We start from the raw sequence: 19,638 nt of genomic DNA, 5'->3' as shown, positions 1-19,638 counted from the left end.
ACTCGCTCCAGATAGGGCGAGTGTAGGTCCCGGTCGGACGCCGGACTGTGCCGTCTACCCACCTCGAGGTACCACTGCAGCGGGGCGCTATCCATGTCGTGTCGCACACGTCAGTCGTTGTGCTCACTGGCGGGCTGGGTCGCCCTGGCCCTGTTGACCCAGGCCGTCCCGTTGCTGCTGTGGCGCCTGGGCCGCCCCATATGGTCGTACGACTTCCCTCTGGACCAGGGCTTCGTGTGTGGCGGCCTGCTGCTCGTCGCGGTCGTCTGCGCGTACTGTCTCCGGCGCAGGGGGCTGCTGCGCCGGGGCGTGGCGCCCCGCGAGCTGCTCCCGCTGCTGCCCCTGCTGGGGTGGATCGTCGTCACCTGCCACTACCTGACCCTCACCTCGCCGTCGCCGCCGGTGCACTGGGACTACGAGCGCTACCAACTGGCCGGCGAGGCGGTCCTGGCGGGCAGCAGCCCCTACGGCAGCGGCTACCTCTACTCCCCGGTGCCCGCGCAGATGTGGGAGCTGGGCTACCTGCTGGTCGCGCGCGCGGCCGCCCACGCCCCGGGGGGCGCGGCGGGCCTGGACATCGCGGCCGCCCTGTTCAGCTTCTACAACTACCTGCAGGCGCTCCTGATCGGTCTGGCGTACGTCCTGGCCTATCGCTTCGCCCGGCGCCTGCAGTTCGGTCGCACGTGGGCGGCCTGCCTGTGTGCGGGCCTGTTCCTGATGTCGGCCCCGCTGGTGGTGCTGCTGCGCCAGGGCCAGGTAGACCTGTGGGTGCTGATCCCCCTGCTGGCCGCGCTGCTGCTCGAGGAGCGCCAGCCGTTCGCGGCCGGGGCAGCGGCGGCGCTCGCGCTGTTCGTCAAGCCGTATACTGTCGCGCTGCTGCCGTGCTGGGTGCGTGACCGACGGTGGTCAGCCGTGGCGGGCATGGCGGTTGGCGGGGCGGTGCTGGGCGGCCTGTCCCTCCTGGCGGGCGGGACGAGTCTGTGGCGCCAGGCGCTGTGGCACAGCCTGCACTTCCCCCGCGGCACGCGGCCCGACGACAACGGCCTGCACGCGGTCATCTACAACCTCGTGCGCCTCGCGACCCATAGCGCGGACCTCGCCGCGCGCCTGACGCCGCCGCTCTTCGGCGTGGCCGCCGTCCTGGTGCTGCTGTGGATCGGTTCGCGGATCGTGGCCCGCGAGCGGCAGCTACCCCAGAGCGAGGGCAGCGACACCCGCTTCTGGCGCGGCTGTGGCCTCAGCCTGGACCTGATCGCCCTGCTGTTGGTGCTCGCCCCCGTGGCCTGGGCTCACCACTACGTGTTGGCGATCCCGATTGCCCTGTGGGCACTGCGCTGCGGACCGCGCCGCAGCCTGGCGCTCCCCGTCCTCGCCTGCCTCCTCATCTTCGCCGTGCCCCATCTGGACGTCTTCCCCGTGAGCGTCAGTCGCCTGCTGGGGCTGCTCCTGCTGCTCTGCAGCACGCGCCTGCTGCCGTCGGCCGCGCCGCCGGAGGCCGCTGACGTCTGACGCCGGGCCCCGCGACGCCGCCCGTCTTTTCCGCCGCCGAGAAGGTCCGCACCCCCCCTGGCACGAAGCACCCGCCATTCGCGTCGTCCACCTACGTCGCATGGAGATGAAGATGAGCTACAAGTGCGCCTTCCTGGGCTGCGGCCCGCGTGCCGCCGGTCATGCCGAAGCCTACGACCTCATCACCCGCGGCGCTCGCGTCGCCTGCTGCGACATGAATGAGGAACGCCTCAACGCCTTCGCCGAGCGCTTCTCCATCCCGAACCGCTACACCGATCTGCAGACGATGCTCGACCGCGAGCAGCCGGACGTGGTGCACCTGGTCACCCGGCCTGACCTGCGCGTCAGCCTCATGACCGAGCTGGCCGGCGCGGGCGTCCCGGGCGTCATCGTCGAGAAGCCCGTCTGCATCGGCGCCGACGACTACAAGGCCCTGCGGCAGCTCGAAGCCACCAGCCGCACCCGGTTCGCCGTCAACCACCAGTTGCGCCACCACCCGATGATCGTGCAGATGCTGCAGGAGGTCGCCGACGGCGTCTATGGCGAGGTCCGCTTCATTGACGCCTCGGCCGTCCTCCCCATGTCCGGCCAGGGCGTGCACGTCCTGGACCTGATGTTCGCCTTCAACAGCTACGCCCCGGCCCAGACCGTGTTCGGCGCTTCCTCGGGCTATACCGACCTCGGCTGCGCCCACCCGGCGCCGAAGACTGCCGAGTCACTGATCACCTTCACCAACGGCGTCCGCGCGGCGCTGCAGGCCGGTGAGGGCGCCCCGATCTTCGAGGAGGGCCCCGCCCACGCTCACAAGCGCATCGCGGTCTACGGCACCAGGGGCTTCCTGCACTGGCGCATGTACGGGTGGGAGAAGTCCCTGCCCGATGGCACCGTGGAGCAGGGCAAGAAGGACTACCGCGAAGAGGACGTGCCCGGCCAGGCCGGCCTGACCAACGCCATGTTCGACTGGCTCGAAGACGCCGGCCAGCCCAGCCCGACCAACCTGGCCACCTCGCTGGACGAGTGGCTGGTCATCCTCGCCGGCTATCTGAGCACCGTTGAAGCCCGGCCGGTGGACCTGCCCTTCGACCCGCCGGATGACCTGCTCGACCAGTTCAAGCGCTTCGTCGGCGCACAGTAGTCGTCGCGTGGAGCACAAGGGTCGCGTGGGGCCGCGTGTCCCCACGCGGCCAAAGCCGTTGCGGGCGTGGGGACACGCCCGCCCACGCGACCGACGGCACTGCGGGCGTGGGGACACGCCCGCCCACGCGGCCGACGGCACTGCGGGCGTGAGGACACGCCCGCCCACGCGGCCCTACACACCCGGAGGGTACGACATGAACGTCTGCGACTATGCCCGCTCCTTCGTCACCTTCACCGTGCCGGGCAACAACGCCCGCATCGGTGTCGAGGCCCGCTGCCTGCTGCGCGGGCCCGACGGCGCCGAGGAGCAGTTCCTGATGTTCGCCTCATGCAAGTCCGAGGACACGTACGCAGAGCAGGACCTCTTCCGCAACCCGGAGACCAGCCCCAGTTACGACTTCTCCGGCATCTTCTCCCCGGACCGCTACCGCATCGAGCGCATCCACGTCGGCAGCGACTGCGAGCAGTTCGACACCGGCCTGATCGCCGACCGCTTCACGGCAGTGCAACGCCGCGTGGTGGAGGTGCCGGCCACGCCGCTGCTGACCAAGCAGGATGTGATCGAGGCGACGCTGGCCGGCCGCATCGTCATCGCCCGCAACGAACTCCGCGACGCCGCCAGCGGCGTAACCGCCGTGCTGGAGTACCCGGTCAAGACCATGAACGTCAATCCGGAGCGGGGCCTGTTCCAGACCGACACCGGCCCGCTCCCGTACTACGACTTCGCGATGGCTGAAGCAGACCCCATGCGGCGCTTCCGCTGGGCCTACTGTGCCTGCAACGAGTTCACCGGCGCCTACTTCATCTGCCAGGCGCCGACGCCGATCGTCAGCGAGGGCCGCGAAGTCGCCCGCCGCAGCCACTACCAGCACATCATCCACTGCCCCGAGGCGGTGAACACGCTGTACGCCTGCGACTAGGCAAGGAGCCGGTACGCCCGACACTCCTGTCGGGCTCCCCCGCCCTACAATCAGGAGACAACGCCATGACCAGCAAGCGAGACGCCCTGGCCGGCGCCGCCGCGCAGGCTGACGACACTGAACGCCCCCTCAGCGTCCTTGTCTTCGGCGCCCATCCCGACGACTGCGACCTGCGCTTTGGCGGCGCGGCGATGCTGTACCGCCGCCACGGCTGCGCCGTTCGCTTCGTCTCGGTGACCAATGGCGACACGGGCCACTTCTCCATGGGCGGCGGACCGCTGGCGCGCCGCCGCCACGCCGAGGCCCAGGCCTCCGCCGCCATCGCCGACATCCGCTACGACGTGCTGGACATCCACAATGGCGAGTTGGAGGCCAACGTCCCCACCCGCAAGCTGGTCATCCAGATCATGCGCGAGGCGCGGGCCGACCTGGTGCTATGCCACCGCGCCAACGACTACCACCCCGACCACCGCGCCGTCGGGGTGCTGGTGCAGGACGCGGCCTACACCGTCACCGTGCCCAACGTGGCGCCGCTGACCGAGCCGCTCACGCGCCCGCCCGTGGTGGGTTACCTGTTCGACGGCTTCACCGACCCCACGCCCTATGTCCCCACCGTCGCCATTGATACCGATGAGGTCATGGAGCGCAAGATCGACATGGTCCACTGCCATGTGTCGCAGATGTACGAGTGGCTGCCGTACAACGGGGGCGTGCTGGACCAGGTGCCCGAGAGCGACGCCGAGCGGCGGGCGATGACTGCCCGCAACATGCATGCGCGCTTCGGCCACACCGCCGACGCCGCGCGCGAGACACTCCTCCGCTGCTACGGCCCCGCACGCGGCGCGCAGGTGAAGACCGCCGAGACGATCATGATCTCCCAGTACGGGCGGGGGCTGAGCGAAGCCGACTGGCCGCGCTACTTCCCTTTCTTCCCACCGCGTGAGCCATGACCCCGATCCTGAACTTCGTCGCCATCGCCGACGCCCACACCCAGGCCGGCAACCTCAAGCACCTCCCGCGGATCGTGGACCAGATCCTGGCCCTGCCCGACCCGCCGGACTTCGTCGTCTCCCTGGGCGACAACATCTACGGTCGCCCCGAACAGGACACCCCGGCCGACCTGCGCTTGTACCATCGGCAGATCCAGCGCCTGCCCTGCCCGCACGCCTACGTCATCGGCAACCATGAGGCCGAGCCGGTGGAGCTGTTCGGGCAGCTAGGCTGGGACGAACTGCTGGGGACCTGGGGGATGCCCGGCCGCTGGTACAGCTTCGACTGCCGCGGGGTGCACTGCGTGGTGCTGGACTCGTGGATCGGCCTATTGCAGCCCGACCAGGCCGACACGCTCGGCCGCCAGGTCGCATGGCTGCGCGATGACCTGGCCCGCGCCGAGGGCCCCGTCCTGGCGTTCACTCACGAGGCCATCGGCTTCCAGCAGGCGGACCTGCCCGAGTGGGTCGAGACGAACAATGGCTGGTTCTGGCCGCCGGCCAACGTACTGGAGCAGGTGCTGCACGACCACGCTGACCGGCTCCTCGGCGTCTTCGAGGGCCACAAGCACAAGTGCCTGTGGAAGCGCCGCGGTGGCGTCACGTACCACCTGATCGCCCCGGCCTACCAGCACGACGGCCAGTGCGCGCAGGTGTTCGTGGGGGAGAGGGGACAGTGGCGGGTGCAGGCGTGCCCCGACCGCGGCCCGGCCGAGGATCACAGCCGACAGTTGACGTACGACTCAGACCCGTGAAGCTCCGCCTACCCCTCGTCCTCCCCGAACTCCAGCACCCCCTGCGCCTCCCCGGCGAACGGTGAGAAGCTCAGCCGGTGCGCCGGGCAGGGACCGTGCTCGCCGATCGCCCGCAGGTGCTCGGCGCTGGCATAGCCCTTGTGGCCGGCGAAGCCGTATTGGGGGTACAGCGCGTCGAGGTGCTCCATGATCCGGTCGCGGTGTGTCTTGGCCAGGATCGAGGCGGCGGCGATGACGAAGCTGCGCCGGTCGCCGCCGATGACATGGACCTGGGGGAACTCGATGTCCGGCAGCGCCCGGCCGTCCACCAGCAGCATCTCGGGCGCCGGATCGAGCGACCGGATGGCCTCCCGCATGGCCACATGGGTCGCCCGCAGGATGTTGATGGCATCGATCAGCGGCGCGGGCACCAGCCCCACGCCCCACGCCAGCGCCTCCGCGCGGATGCGCTCGGCCAGCTCCTCGCGCTCCTCCGGCCGCAGCAGCTTGGAGTCCGTCACGTGCGGGATGTGCACGTCCGGGGGGAAGATCACAGCCGCGGCGACGACCGGCCCGGCCAACGGTCCGCGTCCCACCTCATCCACACCCGCGACGTAGCGCAGCCCCCGGCTCCAGGCCTCCAACTCCAGCCGCTTGGGTGCCGCCGGCGGCGTCCGCCGGGACCGTCCGCGCAGTCTCTCCGTGCTCTCCTCAGGCATGTCAGGTCCTACGGCTCCACGTTGAGCCGCTTGACCGAGTAGGTCAGCTTCTCTTTGGCGCCCGCGTTCAGCCGGATGGTCCACTCCAGCGTGCCGCTGTCGGTCTGCTCGGGCTGCTGCGAGCTCTTCACGAGTTGCCAGTCGCCCGGCACGCGTTCCCGCACCACCAGCGTCACCGGCCCCGGTCGGCGATTGCTCAGCTCCAGCTCGTACTCCTCGTCCAGGTCAAAGAGCGCCAGCTTGTGGTACACGTCGGTGCGCACATTGACCTGGTCGCTGCGCAGGCGCGTCCGCAGCACGGCCAGCTCCGGCGCCGCCCCCAGGTCCAGTTCGACCTTCTCCCCTGCCGGGGCATAGGCCATCGCGGCCTCGGCCACCAGCGTGCGTCCGCCGCCGGCGTCCGGAGCGTACAGGCGCGCCTTGCCGGCGGGCAGCGGCGTCTTGGCCCGCGCCTCGGCCGGGATGGTCAGCAGCGTCCGCACCGTGTCCTTGAAGCGCCCGTTGTCATACAGGTAGCTGATCGTGTATGGCAGGTCAGGCACCGTCAGGAGCTGCCGCTGGACCGTCTCACCCACGCGCAGGCTCAGCGTCGTCTGTTGGCCCTGCGCCAGCGTCGCCTGCGCCTGGCGCAGGTCCCGCTTGCCGTTGTTGCGAACCGTCAGGTCAGCCTGCAGGGCGAGTTGCTGGCGCTTCGGGTCCAGCGTCAGACTATAGCTGACCTCGGCCTGCAGAGTCGTGATCTCATAGCTGAGGCGGAGGCGGGCGCGCACCGGCTCATCGGCGCTGATGGCCGCCACGACCTGCCCGGGCTGCGGCCCGATGGTCGTTGCTGTCAGGCGGGCCTTGTCGGCCGGCTCCAGGAGACGCACCCGGATCGTGCTCGGGTCGGTCTCCAGCGAAGCGGCATCCACGAGCAGGCGGTTCTCGCCCCGCTCGAGTTGCACGGGCAACTCCTGGACGGCATGGGCCCCGGCGCTGCGGGTGAACAGGATGCTCGGCGCGGACGCCGGCAGAGTCGCTCCCAGGTCGGCGGGCTGGGCCGCCACAAACGCCGCAAGACTAACGGCAAGCACGGACATGGCCAGACGCATCGGTACTACCTCCGTTACCGCGAAGTTCGCGTCCGCCGGCGCGAATCCTGCCCCTGCAGGAGCTTTGGGCCTTGCCGCGGACCTCCGACAGGTTATATCATCATGTTTGGGGGGCACCTGGCGATGTACACAATAGGAATACGGTGGCGTTTTTCCGGTCGAGGAGAAGCTCCGGTTCCATTATCTCTATGTGTGGCCGTAAAGGGAGGGAGGACCCTGTAGGCCGCACTGTCTGGACAGCAGCCTGTGTGGCAACTGCATCATCAGTGGCAACTGCCACCACATGACGAGGCCCGCAAGACCGAGCGGATCCGCCTGGAGACCTTCCGGTTCCGGCGGGTGCTTGTGCTGCTGGTCATCCTCGATACCGCCATCATGGCCGGCTGCCTGTGCGCGCGCTTCGTGCAGCCACTCAGCTATGTGGCCATCGGCCTGGCAGCCATCGGTGGCGGCGCCGTCGCCACACTGGTAGTGCTGATCCCCGGCCAGGCCTGGCGCGTCCTCCGCCGGGGCTGGGTGTTCTTCTCCCTGTGGGGCCGGCGGCGCCAGGTGCGAAGCCTCGTGCGGGCTGAGCGACACGCCCTGTCACACCTGGCCGAGGACGGGCCCTCGGGCCCGGTGTTGTGCGACCTGGCTGTCGCGGAGTACCTGCGGGGGCACCTCGACACTGCCGAAGCGCAACTGGCCCACGCGCTCGAACTGGACCCGGCCAACCACGATCTGCTCAACAACCTCGGCGTGGTCCTGGCGTGTCGGGATGAGCCCGACCGGGCCGCAGAGCTGTTCGTGCGGGCCATGGGTAACGGTGCCAACGGACAGGCCGCCGCCAACTGCGCCCTGCTGGCGCCGCTGGTCACAGGGCCCGAGCGCCTGGCCGAGATGATCACCCGGACCGGCCACGACCTCACGGCCCCGGCCATGAACAACATCGGGGTTGCCCTGGCCCTGCGCGGGCAGTGGGAAGCCGCAGCCCCATGGCTCGAGCGGGCTGTCGCGGCCAAGCCTGAGCTGGCCCCCGCCCGCGCCAACCTGGGTCTGGTCGCCTACCAGCGCGAGCAGCTCCAGCAGGCAGCCGGGGAGATCATGCAGGCCAGCCGTCAGGACCCATCCGAACCGGCCTTCGCCAACTGGCTGGGTGTCATCCTCACCGCCGCGGGGCAGTTCGAGCAGGCGCGCCTGTACCTGCGGCGCGCCCACCGGGTTGCCCCCTCCGATGGCGCCATTCTCATCAACATGACTGCCGCAGACGCCGCTGCAGGGCATTGGCACCTGGCCGAGCGCGGGTTCCGATCGCTGCTCCACGGCGACAGCTACCGCGGCGACGCCTCATACAACCTGGCCGTATCCGAGTTGGCCATCCGCCAGACAGCCAAGGCCGCCGACGCGGCCGCCGACGCCATCGAGCTGGGCGACACCAGCTACGAGGCCTATACGGTGTTCGCGGTGGCGCTGTGGGAACTCGGGCGCCGGGCCGAGGCGCTCTCGCACTTCCAGTCGGCGGTGCAGGCGTCGGGCGCCGGCCCCATCGCGTGCAGCAACATGGGGCGCGCGCTGCTGCTGCAAGGCGAGATCGGCGCCGCTCTGAACGTCCTGGAGCGCGCCCTCAAGCAGTGGCCCGACGATGCCCACCTCGTGTTCGACACGGCGACTGCGACTCTGGCCCACGCCGCCAGCCACTTCGACCGCCAGGTCGCCCTCGCCGAGCGCGAGCCGCTCCTGGCCCCGGTGCAGGACCGCTACGCCGGTCTGCTGAGCGGTCTCGAACGGCACGACCTGGCCGCGGAGGCGCATGTCAACCTCGGACTCTATCACTACATGCAGGAGCAGTTCGAGGTCGCCGAGGAACACCTCGAAGCGGCGTCGAAACTGGAACCCAAGAGCCCCGAGATCACCTACCTGATGGGCACGATCCTGGCTGAGCAGGGGGAGAAGCAGACCCATCGCACCGACGATGGCGAGATCGCCCTCACCGTCGGCGGCCGCGCCTGCATACGGCGCGCGGTGCCCCTGCTGGAAGCGGCCTGCGAATCGCGCGACCTGTTGGCCTACGCCGCCCGCAATCTCGGCCGCTGCCTCTATCTGCTCAAGGACTACGAGCATGCCCTGGCGGCCTTCCGCAAGAGCATCCGCGCGGAGAGCAAGCCCGAGTTGCACTCCATGGCTGCTCTGGCCGCAGCCCGCCAGGCGCATCGCATCCAACTGCTCTTCCGCACGCAACTGCTGTCCGACGCCAGGCGCGGGCAGTTGCGCGCCACCGCCATGGAACTCCTGGACGTGGCCGTGCATTACTTTAGACAGGCGCTGCTGCACAACGAACTCGACCCCGGCCTGCACGGGAACATCGGGATCGCCTACATGCTCCGCAACCGTCCCAACGACGTCGAGGCGGCCTTACGCCACTGGGAGCGCATGCGGGTCATCGGCCGCGGCGCCATGGACGGCCGCTATGCTCAGCTGGCGCAGTTGGAGAACCTGGTGGACCCCAGCCGCGTCGGCTTTGATGACCGCGACATGAAGGTCCAGGGTCTGGAGCCGGCGCGCTGGCTGACGATCCCGCCCCCGCGCCCCACTGGCATCCGCTTCGTGCTGGAGCCGGTGGCCGTGCAGCACCCCTGGCGGATGGCCGCCACCTCCGAGGGCCTCCGCCACGCTCTGCGCCTGAGTGACGCTATCGCCGCCGCGCAGACCAAGCTGCGGCGCCTACGGGTCTGAGACGCACCGCATCATCGGGCAGCCACGGTGTCTCCCTGACGCCACGTCTTGCGCTGCCTGCCAGCCTGGGAGTGATTCATGCGCGTCAAGCCTGTTCCCTCCGGCGAGCGACTGCAGGTCATTGAGCTGGTCGGCGCCGGCGCCGCCAGCGCCATCGGTCTGTTGGGGGTCTTCTGCGGGTTCCACGCGGCCGCCATCCAGACGGATAGCGCTCGCTACGGGTTCTCCGCCCTCGTCTCGATCATTGCCGCCCTGTGTCTCGTGGGGGCAGTCCTCCTCGCCCGGCGCGGCTACGAGCAACTGGCCTCCAGCGTGCTGGTCACGGTCGTGGTGGCCCGCGTCGTCATCGAGGCCACGACCACGGCCCCGTACGCCTACTTGTCGCTGTGGCCTCTGTTTGTGGTCGCGCTGGTCGTCGCGCAGATCACCCTCGGCACTCGCGCAGCCGTCCTCGCCGCCCTCGGCGCCCCCATCATGTTCGTCTTCACCTACCTGGGCTTGGCCGACCGGCCCGAACTGCTCCAGCGCTTCGACTCGGCTCTCATCGCGAACCTGGGGCTCTACGGCGCCACGCTGGCCCTGGTGCACGTGGCGGTCCGGCGCATGAGCAGCGCCGTGCGCCAGGCCCGCCAGGTGACCGGCTCGCACGAGCGCACGCGCACCGAGCTACGCGAGGTGGAGATGCAGTTCAAAGCCCTCGCCGAGGCCTCGCCGACGGGCATCGTCATCGAGCAGGACGGGCGCCTCGTCTACGGCAACCCATACTTCTTCGAAATGGCCGGCTGCCTCAGCTCCGACGGCTTCGGCCTGTCGCTGTGGGACTTCTTCGCCGCCGCCGGCGTCCAGGAACTGAAGGCCCAGTTGCGCCGCCGCCAGACCCTCCGGGGCAGCGTAGGGCCCAACCTGCTCGTGTTCACTCCCCTCAAGGGCCAGCCCCGCTGGTGTGAGGTGGCGGTCGCCGACGCCCTGTTCTGGCAAAAACCTGCCGTCGTCGCCAACGTGCTGGACGTGACCGAACGCGTCCTGGCGCAGCTGGCCGTACAGCGCGAACGCGACTTCTCCAACAACATCATCAACACCGCCGAGGCCATCATCATGGCCACCGACGCCGACGGGCGTGTGACGCTGCTCAATCCCGCCGGCGAGCGCATCACCGGCTACGCCGCCGCCGAGCTGCGCGACCGGCCGTACTGGGAGACCCTCGCTCCCCCCGAACTGCGCGCGGCTGCCGCCGAGCTGTTCGAGGCTGCCCGCGAGCAGCCCCGGAGCAGCGCCGAACTCACGTGGGACAGCAAGAGCGGCGAGGAGATCATCATCGCGTGGCACGCCGTGGGCCAGCGGGATGCCGACGGCGCCTTCACCGGCATTGTGGGCGTGGGCCTGGACGTCACCCAGCAGCGCCTGCTCGAGCGCCAGGCCATCGTCACCGAGCGCCTGCGCTCGCTGGGCCAGATTGCCGGCGGCGTGGCCCATGACCTCAACAACACCCTCGCAGGCATCATCGGCCCCACTGACCTGCTGCTCCTGACCGAAGACGACCCGCAGAAGCAGCGCTCCCTCAACGCCATCATGGCGGCCGCCACCCGCGGCGCCGAGACCGTGCGCCGCATCCAGCGCTTCTCCAAGGCCCGCACCGATCTGGACAAGCAAGTCTTCGACCTGCGTGAACTGACCGAGGATGTCATCTTCTCCCTGCGTCCCCGCTGGCGCGACGTAGCCCAGCGACAGGGCCTTACCATCCGCCTGCACGATGAGGTCCCGTCGGGTCTGGCGGTCCACGCCAGTGCCGGCGAGGTCGGCAACGTGCTGATGAACCTGATCGTCAACGCCTGCGAGGCCATGTCTGCCGATGGCGACATCACCATCGCCGGCGCCCAGAAGGGCGACACGGTGGAGTTCCAAGTGCGCGACACCGGCTCAGGCATGTCCGCCGACACGATGGCCAACATCTTCCAGCCGTTCTTTAGCACCAAGGGCGCCGACAACAGCGGCCTCGGGCTCGCCGTCATCCATGGCATCATCCTGCGCCATGGCGGGACGATCACGGTGGACTCGCAACCGGGCGAGGGCACCGTCTTCACCGTCACTCTCCCTACCTCCGAGCCGGACGAAGAGGCAGTGGCGGCTCCCACCGGCGCCTCCGCCTCAGCCGGCAGGCTGCGCCTCCTGGTCGTGGACGACATGGCGGAGATCGCCGACTACGTCACCGCCGTCGCGCGTCGCCTCGGCCATGAGGTGACCGCTGCCTACGCCGGCGAGGACGCCCTGCAGCACCTCCAGCAGCAGCCCTTCGATGCCATCATCACCGACTATGGCATGGCGGGCATCTCGGGCACGCAACTGGCCGACAGGGCTCGCCGCCTGCGCCCGGGCATCAAGGTCGTGCTCATCACCGGTTGGGATATCGCCCCGGGGGAGATTGAGGGGCTCGACGGCCTGCTCAAGAAGCCCTGCACGCGCGAGCAGGTCGAGACGGTACTGCACGATCTGGCCACCCCCGCGTGATGTCGGGTGGCCGCTACTGCACGGCCGTGTTCCACGCTGTGTCGTACTGCCCACGGTTCGTGGTCTTCACGTGCCCGTCGCCGTACAGCACGTTCCAGCGGAAGCTCCCCCACTCATTCCCCCCGTGCCAGGTGCCGCTCCCGTCGAACAGGACATTGATCGCGACCGGGTCGGGCAGGCTCTCCTGCGTGGCCTGCCGGAAGGTCAGCTCCGTGCGGTACATGTAGCTGGACCCGAAGGCGTTGTAGCAGGTCGGATGCGCCGGCAGCGGCAGGTTGCCGGCATCCTCCAGCACGTCGAACCCCTTGTCCGACGCGCAGTGCCACACTTCCTTGTTCTTGACATACGGGTCCACGACATCGTGCATGAGGGGCATGGAGGCGATCAGGACCTGCCAGGCGGGGTAGTCGCTCCAGATCTCGGGCAGGTTCTTGTCGGCGATGTCCACACACCAGGGGAAGAGCCCGTCGTAGTCATCCATGTACATGCGCATGGCGTTGCCGAGTTGCTTGAGGTTGGCGACGCAGCGCGTGGAGCGGGCCTTCTCACGGGCCCGGGCGAAGACGGGGAAAAGGATGGCCGCCAGGATCGCGATGATGGCGATCACCACCAGCAGCTCGATGAGTGTGAAGCCGTGACGGCCTCTCCACCGATCCCGGTAGCACATTGGCCTTATTGTACCCAGGCCCGACATCTTCAACCCTCCTCGGCCCCTGCCTCTCGATGGCCGCGACTACCACTCCTCTTCTTCTGTCTCGGCCTCGTTGGCACCCTCCTCCGGTTCGCACACCCGCCGCAGCCCTCCGGCGCCGCTCGCCGCCGACTCCAGGTGCTCGCCGGCCGCCTCCGCGGCCGCCTGAGTCACGTAGACCCCCGCCCCCTCCGGCTCGGCCTGCTCTAGCACCGCCCGCAGCGCCTCCAGCCGTTCCGCCGCCGTCGCGCCCTCCCCCCCCGCCAGGTCCACCAGCGCCACTTGCGCCCCCCCGGCCGCTCCCCGCCATTCGAGCGCCGCCACCACCGCCCGCAGCACATCATCCTGCTCGGGATCCGCCTCGCCAAACACCGCCAGCACGTGGCCGGGCGCCACCGCCGCCAGCCGGCCCTCATTGCTGCAGACAGCATCCAGGAGCGCCTGCAGCAGGTCCTCCCGCCCTGCCCCGTCCTCGCCCTCCAGGCGCACCAACAGGCTCACGGGGGGCAGCGGCGCCTGCTGTGCCTGCGGGCACGTCAGCCGCGCCAGCGTCTCGCGCAGCATCCGCGCCTGTCGCAAATCTCCTGCCATGCGCGCCACCGACGCCCCCAGGCTGGCGACCTCGCGGCTGCCCAGCGGCACCAGCGGCGCATCCAGCTCGCCCTGCGCCACGCGTCGCACTGTGCCGGCCAGGTCCTCCAGCGGCCGCGCCAGCACATCGGTCAGGCGGTACGAGATGGCCACCCCCACGATGATGAGCAGGATCGCCAGGCTCATGTTCCGCAGCGCGATCTCATACGCGGTACGGTAGACGAGGCTGCGTCGGCACCCCATCTTGACCATGCCCGTCACGCGCCCGCCCTGGTTCAGCTCCGCGGCGATCGGGATGATGTCGTACCGCCGCTGCAACTCGCGTGTCTCCGTCAACTCCAACAGGCGCAGCGCCACCGCTTCCCCGTCCCCGAGCATCGGCTGGCCGCGGGCGTCGCGGATGTCCAGCTCGCTGCGCCGGGCGAAGGCGATGACATTCCCCTGACCGTCCAGCACGCACAGGTACTCGATGTCCACCGAGTAGAAGCGCCCCGTGAAGCTGTCGCGCAGGACACGGTCCAGGTACTGCCGGTAGGTCTCGGGACTGGGCGGCTGGGCGACGCCTCGCAGTTGCAGGATCATCGTGGCCGTCTTCACCATCGTCAGCCGCACCTGGTCGTTCAGCACCGTCCACGTGTGCTGCACCGACAGTACGGTGGCTGCGGTGACGGTCAGGACGATCATGCTGGCGACCATCACGGCCACGCGGCCCCGCAGGGTCTGCATCGGCCCCAGGCGCACCCCGGGGCCCGCGGCCTCCGCGGGCGCGGCCCGATGCACCGGCTGCCGCGTGGTGCGCACCACGATCAGGTACGCCCCCGCCACCAGGATCGCGATGCCCGCGATGTGCAGGGCGTTGAGCGCCTCGCCCAGGACCACCCACGATATGAGCACCGTCACGATCGCCGACAGCAGGCGCAGGCTGACCGCCACGTGGGCCGGCACTTCGCGCAGGCCCCGGTAGTACAATGTCATGGACAGGCTCGTGCAGCCAATCCCCAGCACCAGCAGCAGCCACCACTCCCGCGGCTCCAGCAGCCGCAGCGCCCCGACCTCGCCACTGACCCCGGCGATGATCCCCGTGAACGCGAAGCCGATCCCGAAGCGCCACAGGGCCACGGTCGAGGGGTAGAAGCGCCGCAGTGACGTCTTGCTGAGGATCTCCGCCATGGCGCGCAACGCCCCGGCGCCGATGGCCATGCCGTCCCCCAGCAGGCGCTGGCCGACTTCCGTCCCCGCGCGCATCTCCCCGGCGCCGATCAGCAGGTCCGCCGCCACCATCAGCCCCACCAGCAGCAGCCGCGCCGACGTGACGCGCTCCTTGAGCGTGAAGTAGGCGAAGAAGGCGACGAAGATGGGAGCCGTCTTGGACAGAGAGGTCGCGATGCCCGCCGAGGTCAGGTCAATGGCGCGGGTGAACAGCAGGGCGGCCAGGCCCGAACCCAGCGCCCCCACCAGGAACAGCGCCACCCAGTCGCGCCGCCGTGGCGGCTCGTGCTCGTGGGGCGAAGTGTGCCGCCAGCCGAACGGCAGCAGGAACAGCACCGCGATCAGGTAGCGCGCGCCGACCACCGTGGCCGGCGACAGGCTGGTCAGTAGCAGCTTGGTCAGGACCGGCGACAGGCCCTGCAGGATCACTCCGGCGCCGATGTAGTAGAACGGGCGTAAGCGCTCGGCTCGCAAGAGTCCCTCCGTCGGAGGGCTTCGCCGGGGAAGCCCGCCTCAACCGCCATTCCTTACCGCACCACCGGCTCGACGGCCGACTGCAGCACCCAGCCCTGGCTGCCGTTCTCCAGGTCCACCTCGCACCAGAACCCCTCGTGCCGCAGCGCGCGCGCCAGCTCCCCCTGGTAGACGCTGCGCACCGCCGGGAAGGTGTCCGCCGGCCCGGCGTACAGCGTCCCATCCGTCACGACCACCGATCGCGCCGGGTCCCAGTCCGACCGCCACTTGCTGGCCGCCAGCGTCCCCACCAGCACCAGCAGCACCAGCGTCGCCACCATGAGCCACAGGTAGCGGCGGCGGAACTCCCGCGTGCGGAAGCGCCACACGAGCAGGCCGCACGACGCCAGATATAGCAGGATCGTGGCGCCCGTCAGCTCATTGAGCGTGAACAGTTGCCGCGCGTTCTGCCAGATGAACTCCAGCCAGCCCGGCGCGTCGCCAACCGGCGGCGCCCGGCGGCTCGCCAGCGCGACCGCCAGGTTCGCCCGCAAGTCCCGGTCACGCGGAGTATACAGCGCCGCCCGCTCATAGTACAGGACGGCCCAGCCGGGCTGCTGCAGCTTGAGCGACACATTCCCCAGGTCATAGAGCAACGCGGGGGTCACCGGGCCCTGCTGCAACTGCGCCAGATACTGCTGCCGCGCGAACTCGTAGTCGCCGCGCTGGTAGTAGGCGTTCCCGGCGACAAAGGGAGAGGTTCCCTGCGCGTGCCCCCCGCCCGCTGCGAGCAGAGCGACCCACATGAGCGCCGCCGGCAGGAGCCTACGCATCGGGCCTCACCTGCCGCTGCAACGCCGCCACCGTCTGCCGGCACTGGATCACGAGTTGTTGAGCTTTGCCCGGATCAGTCGCGCCCGGCGCGAAGCGCCCCGCCGCCGTGCGCTCCACCAGCGCCCGCGCCACCTCGGCCAGTGGCTGATCGGCGCCGTGCGCGGCGAGCAGGTCGCAGGCCACCTCGGCCGTCAGCCCCGACGGCGGCGCCGTCGTCCGGTCGGCGATGTAGTCCAGCAGCGCCGCGTGCAGACCCTCATAGAACACATCGTGGTTGCCGGCGGCCAGGGCCTTCTCGGCGAGGTCAAAGCGCTTGTGCACCAGGGCCAGGGCGTTGCCGGCGCGCGCGTGCTCCGGCGCCGCCAACAGCCGCTCCGCCTCCCAGCGCTGCCGCCCCGCCCACAGCACCACCAGCAGCGGCAGCGCGAGCACGAACCATAGCCAGCGCTGCCCCGCCCACGGTCGCGTCACACCCCGGCCGCTCTCCGTCTTCACCGGGCGCAGGTTATCCGCCGGGACCACGGGCGCGGCCGTGCCCGACCCCGGCGTGACGGTGATCTCCGCCCCCTGGCTGGTTGCCGTGCGGTACGCACGGGCCTGCGGGTCGAAGTAGGCGTAGCTGACCGGGCCCACGCGCAGCGTCCCGGCCTGGCGCGGCAGCAGCAGGTAGGAGAACGTGGCCGTCCCGCCGATGACGGCCGGGCCGCCCCCACCGCCGCCGGGGCTCACCCGGCGGTTCTCGCCCGCCTTGTACACCCGCACCCAGTCCGGCAGCGCCAGATCGGGCTCGCCGAGCGACCGGATGTTCCCGCTGCCGCTGACCTCCACCACGCAGTTGAGCGTCTCCCCGGCCCGCACAGCCTGCCGGTCCACCCGCAGGCGCACCGCGAACGACCCCACCGCCCCGCTGAACCTGGCCGGCTGCCCCGCCGTCGGCAGCGGCAGCACCTGCACCCCCACCGGGTCGGCCACGAGGTCCTCGGAGCCCAGCATCGGGTCCATCGTCACCGCGACGCTCGCCTGGCCGATGGTGTGCTTGCCCGGCGAAGTCGCGAACAGGGCCTTCATCCGGCGCTGCACCGAATACGTCCGCCCCCCGATCGTCTCGGTGGAGTTGGGCGGATTGGGCAGCTCCTCGGCCACGAACCCGGGCGTGTCCGCCGGCGAGTACTGCACATCCCCGAAGAGCTGCTCGCACTGCAGGAACGCAAAGGTGTAGGTGATCTGCTGCCCCGCGTACACAGTCTTGCGGTCCACCGTCTGCTTGACGTCCGCGGACTGGCCTGCGGGCAGGCTCCCGAAGGGATCGCTGCCGAAGGGCACGTTCGGTGTCACCCGTCTGCCCCCCCCACCCGTGCCGGGAGTGACGATGATGCTGAACGACTGCGTGTGGTAGCTCTTGCCGCCGAGGGTCACGGTGACGGGGGGGATGGTCAGCTTGCCGGTGCGGGTGGGCTCCAGGTCATAGACGTAGTTCATGCTCGACTGCATGGACCCGCCCACGAGCGAGATGGACTGCTGGGTGGAGGTGCCGGCGACACGGAAGCCCTTGAGGTCCGGCAACGTCGGTTCGGTGAGCATGCTCAGGCCGCTGCCCGACACGGTCACGGTCAACTGCACCGTCTCGTCCTGGCTGACCGCCTGCTGGTCCACGCGCGCGGTGACCTGCGCCTGCGCGCCTGCGCAAGCGGGCAGGGCCAGCAGGGCCCCGATCACCAGCCACCGTGGACGACGGGCATGCCTGTGCATCGTTACCAGTCTTTGGTCGGCCGCGCCTCGCGGAACGGCTGCTGGCGCTGCTTGGCCATCTTCTTTTGCAGGTCACGGTCGGCCTGGCTCAACGACTGCAGCAGGCGCCGCGCCTCGTCCTTGTCCATCTTCCGGTCCTGGGGCTGCTGTTGCTGCTTCTTCTGCTGGTCCTGCTTCTGCGGCTGGTTCTGCTTCTTCTGGTCCTGCTTCTGTTGCTGCTTCTGCTGTTGCTTCTGCTGCTGGTCCTGCTTCTGCTGGCGCTTGGCCAGCTCCAGGTTCCACTTGGCGTTCATGTCGTTGGGGTTCAGATACAGCGCCCGCTTGTAGTGCTCAATCGCCTGGTCCTTCTGCTGCTGGGCCAGGTAGCAGTTGCCCGCATTGTACTCCGCGGGCTCGCGCAACTCCTGCGGGCCACTGGCGGCGATCTTCTCAAAGCCCTTGGCGGCCACGTCGAGCTTCTTCCCCGCCGCCTGCGCCACGGCGGTGTTGAACGCCAGCCGCCACTCGTCCGGCTGCTGCTGCCGCGCCTGGTCATAGAGCTGTTCGGCCCGGTCGTACTGCTGTCGCTTGAAGGCCCGGTCCGCCTGCCGCCACAGCCGCTGCAGCCCGCCGGGGAAGGTAAAGCCCACCAGCCAGGGCAGCCCCAGCAGCAACGTCACCAGGGAGATGACACGCCGGTTAGCCCTGCTCATGCGCCGCCTCCTGCCTGCGCCGCCGCAGCACCCGCTCCGGTAGCACCGCCTCCAGCGCCAGCAGCACCAGCGCCAGCCCCAGCGGCCACTGGAAGCGCTCGCCGTAGTCGGTGTAGAGCATCATCCCCACCTGCGATCCCTCCATGGCCTCCAGGCGCCCGGCCAGTTCATCGGTCGCCCCCTGGGTCATGGCGCGGAAGTACATGCCCTTGCCGACCGTCGCCAGTTGCTGCAGCCCCTCCTCACCCAGCTTCGACATCACGGTCTGGCCCTTCTCATCGGTCTTGAACCCGCGCACGTTCCCCTGTTCGTCCTTGATGGGAATGGGCTCCCCCTGCGGGCTGCCGAAGCCCAGCACCTCGATGCGGGCGGCGGTCTCGCGGACCACCCGCCCGGCGGACTCGAGCATCTGCCCGGCCAGGTCCTCCCCGTCGCTCAGCACCACGATGGCGCGGTGCTTGCTCTCGCTGTTGCCCAGCGCCTCGCCCGCGGATTGCAGCGCCGCCGCGAGCGACGTCCCGGGCTGCGGCGACGCGCCCACCTCCACCGAGTCAACGAACATCTGCACCGCGTCATGGTCAATGGTGATCGGGCAGTACAGGTGCGCATCACCCGAGAAGACGATCATCCCGAAGCGGTCGTTGGGCAGGCGGTTGACGAGGTTGATGGCCGCCAGCTTCGCCGCCGTCAGCCGGTTGGGCTGCATGTCGGCCGCCGCCATGCTCAGGCTGGTGTCCATCACCAGCACGATGTCGGCGCCCTTGCGCTGCGCCCGCTCGCGGTGCGTCCCCACCTGCGGCCGCGCCAGCGCCACGACCAGCAGCGCCGTCGCCAGCACTACCAACCCATAGCGCAGCACCAGCCGCTCCAGCAGCGGCCGCAGCGCCAGGCGTCGGTCCCCCGCGGTGGGGCAGAACCGCCGCGCCGCCGCGAGCCGCAGCAGGATGGCCCGCCACGCCAGCAGCGCCAGCACCGGCGCCACCCACAGCCACACCAGCACCTCAGGTTGTCCCCACTTGAAGTAGTTAGTCATGGTGTCACGGGGTCTGTCCCCGGAGGGTCAACGCAGTTGATCCGCAGGGGGCTGACCCCCCTCTGCATTC

The 19,638-nt window shown here is 69.8% G+C and carries 14 protein-coding genes and 1 pseudogene; 7 read left to right on the top strand and 8 right to left on the bottom strand.

Features of this window, described 5'->3' with window-relative positions:
- The first annotated feature begins 93 nt into the window (after nt 1-93).
- The 5 genes from LLH23_14750 (at nt 94) to LLH23_14730 (ending at nt 5,310) form a co-directional block, all read left to right on the top strand.
- Complete coding sequence (locus tag LLH23_14750; GenBank protein ID MCE5239724.1) at nt 94-1,509, top strand: glycosyltransferase 87 family protein; 1,416 nt, start codon at nt 94-96, stop codon at nt 1,507-1,509.
- Nucleotides 1,510-1,621: 112 nt separating this feature from the next.
- Nucleotides 1,622-2,644, top strand: coding sequence for a Gfo/Idh/MocA family oxidoreductase (locus LLH23_14745; protein ID MCE5239723.1), 1,023 nt, complete (start codon nt 1,622-1,624; stop codon nt 2,642-2,644).
- A gap of 196 nt (nt 2,645-2,840) precedes the next feature.
- Entirely contained in the window at nt 2,841-3,566 is a 726-nt protein-coding gene (locus LLH23_14740) for a hypothetical protein (GenBank protein ID MCE5239722.1), read from the top strand.
- 65 nt (nt 3,567-3,631) lie between these two features.
- Entirely contained in the window at nt 3,632-4,516 is an 885-nt protein-coding gene (locus tag LLH23_14735) for a PIG-L family deacetylase (protein MCE5239721.1), read from the top strand.
- On the top strand, nt 4,513-5,310 hold the full coding sequence (locus tag LLH23_14730) for a metallophosphoesterase (protein MCE5239720.1): 798 nt from the start codon (nt 4,513-4,515) through the stop codon (nt 5,308-5,310). The genes LLH23_14735 and LLH23_14730 overlap by 4 nt, the downstream gene beginning before the upstream one ends.
- An 8-nt stretch (nt 5,311-5,318) precedes the next feature.
- On the opposite strand, the gene LLH23_14725 is transcribed toward LLH23_14730, so the two are convergent.
- Both LLH23_14725 and LLH23_14720 read right to left on the bottom strand, forming a co-directional pair.
- Nucleotides 5,319-6,008 carry a ribonuclease HII gene (locus tag LLH23_14725; protein MCE5239719.1) on the bottom strand — a complete coding sequence of 230 codons (690 nt, stop codon included), beginning with the start codon at nt 6,006-6,008 and terminating at the stop codon, nt 5,319-5,321.
- An 8-nt stretch (nt 6,009-6,016) separates the two neighbouring features.
- Nucleotides 6,017-7,099, bottom strand: coding sequence for a DUF4139 domain-containing protein (locus tag LLH23_14720; GenBank protein MCE5239718.1), 1,083 nt, complete (start codon nt 7,097-7,099; stop codon nt 6,017-6,019).
- Between the two features lie 246 nt (nt 7,100-7,345).
- Here LLH23_14720 and LLH23_14715 point away from each other — a divergent pair, with 246 nt between their 5' ends.
- Together LLH23_14715 and LLH23_14710 are read left to right on the top strand one after the other, a co-directional pair.
- Nucleotides 7,346-9,811, top strand: a complete 2,466-nt coding sequence (locus tag LLH23_14715; protein MCE5239717.1) for a tetratricopeptide repeat protein — start codon at nt 7,346-7,348, stop codon at nt 9,809-9,811.
- 78 nt (nt 9,812-9,889) lie between these two features.
- Nucleotides 9,890-12,316 carry a PAS domain S-box protein gene (locus LLH23_14710; protein MCE5239716.1) on the top strand — a complete coding sequence of 809 codons (2,427 nt, stop codon included), beginning with the start codon at nt 9,890-9,892 and terminating at the stop codon, nt 12,314-12,316.
- A gap of 13 nt (nt 12,317-12,329) precedes the next feature.
- Here LLH23_14710 and LLH23_14705 read toward each other — a convergent pair whose 3' ends face one another.
- From LLH23_14705 to LLH23_14680, 6 genes and pseudogenes are all read right to left on the bottom strand, one after another.
- Entirely contained in the window at nt 12,330-13,010 is a 681-nt protein-coding gene (locus LLH23_14705) for a DUF1559 domain-containing protein (GenBank protein ID MCE5239715.1), read from the bottom strand.
- Nucleotides 13,011-13,577: 567 nt separating this feature from the next.
- Nucleotides 13,578-15,236: pseudogene (locus LLH23_14700) on the bottom strand (EamA family transporter).
- Nucleotides 15,237-15,334: 98 nt separating this feature from the next.
- A complete protein-coding gene (locus LLH23_14695) occupies nt 15,335-16,093 on the bottom strand; it encodes a tetratricopeptide repeat protein (protein ID MCE5239714.1) in 759 nt (252 codons plus the stop codon).
- A complete protein-coding gene (locus LLH23_14690; protein ID MCE5239713.1) occupies nt 16,086-17,843 on the bottom strand; it encodes a BatD family protein in 1,758 nt (585 codons plus the stop codon). The genes LLH23_14695 and LLH23_14690 overlap by 8 nt, the downstream gene beginning before the upstream one ends.
- A gap of 2 nt (nt 17,844-17,845) precedes the next feature.
- A complete protein-coding gene (locus LLH23_14685; protein MCE5239712.1) occupies nt 17,846-18,535 on the bottom strand; it encodes a tetratricopeptide repeat protein in 690 nt (229 codons plus the stop codon).
- Nucleotides 18,522-19,568, bottom strand: a complete 1,047-nt coding sequence (locus tag LLH23_14680) for a VWA domain-containing protein (GenBank protein MCE5239711.1) — start codon at nt 19,566-19,568, stop codon at nt 18,522-18,524. Before LLH23_14680 ends, LLH23_14685 begins: the two co-directional genes overlap by 14 nt.
- Nucleotides 19,569-19,638 lie beyond the last annotated feature (70 nt).

This window comes from bacterium, from assembly GCA_021372615.1.
Classification (GTDB): domain Bacteria; phylum Armatimonadota; class Zipacnadia; order Zipacnadales; family UBA11051; genus JAJFUB01.
This window is presented reverse-complemented; position numbering and strand designations above follow the sequence as displayed.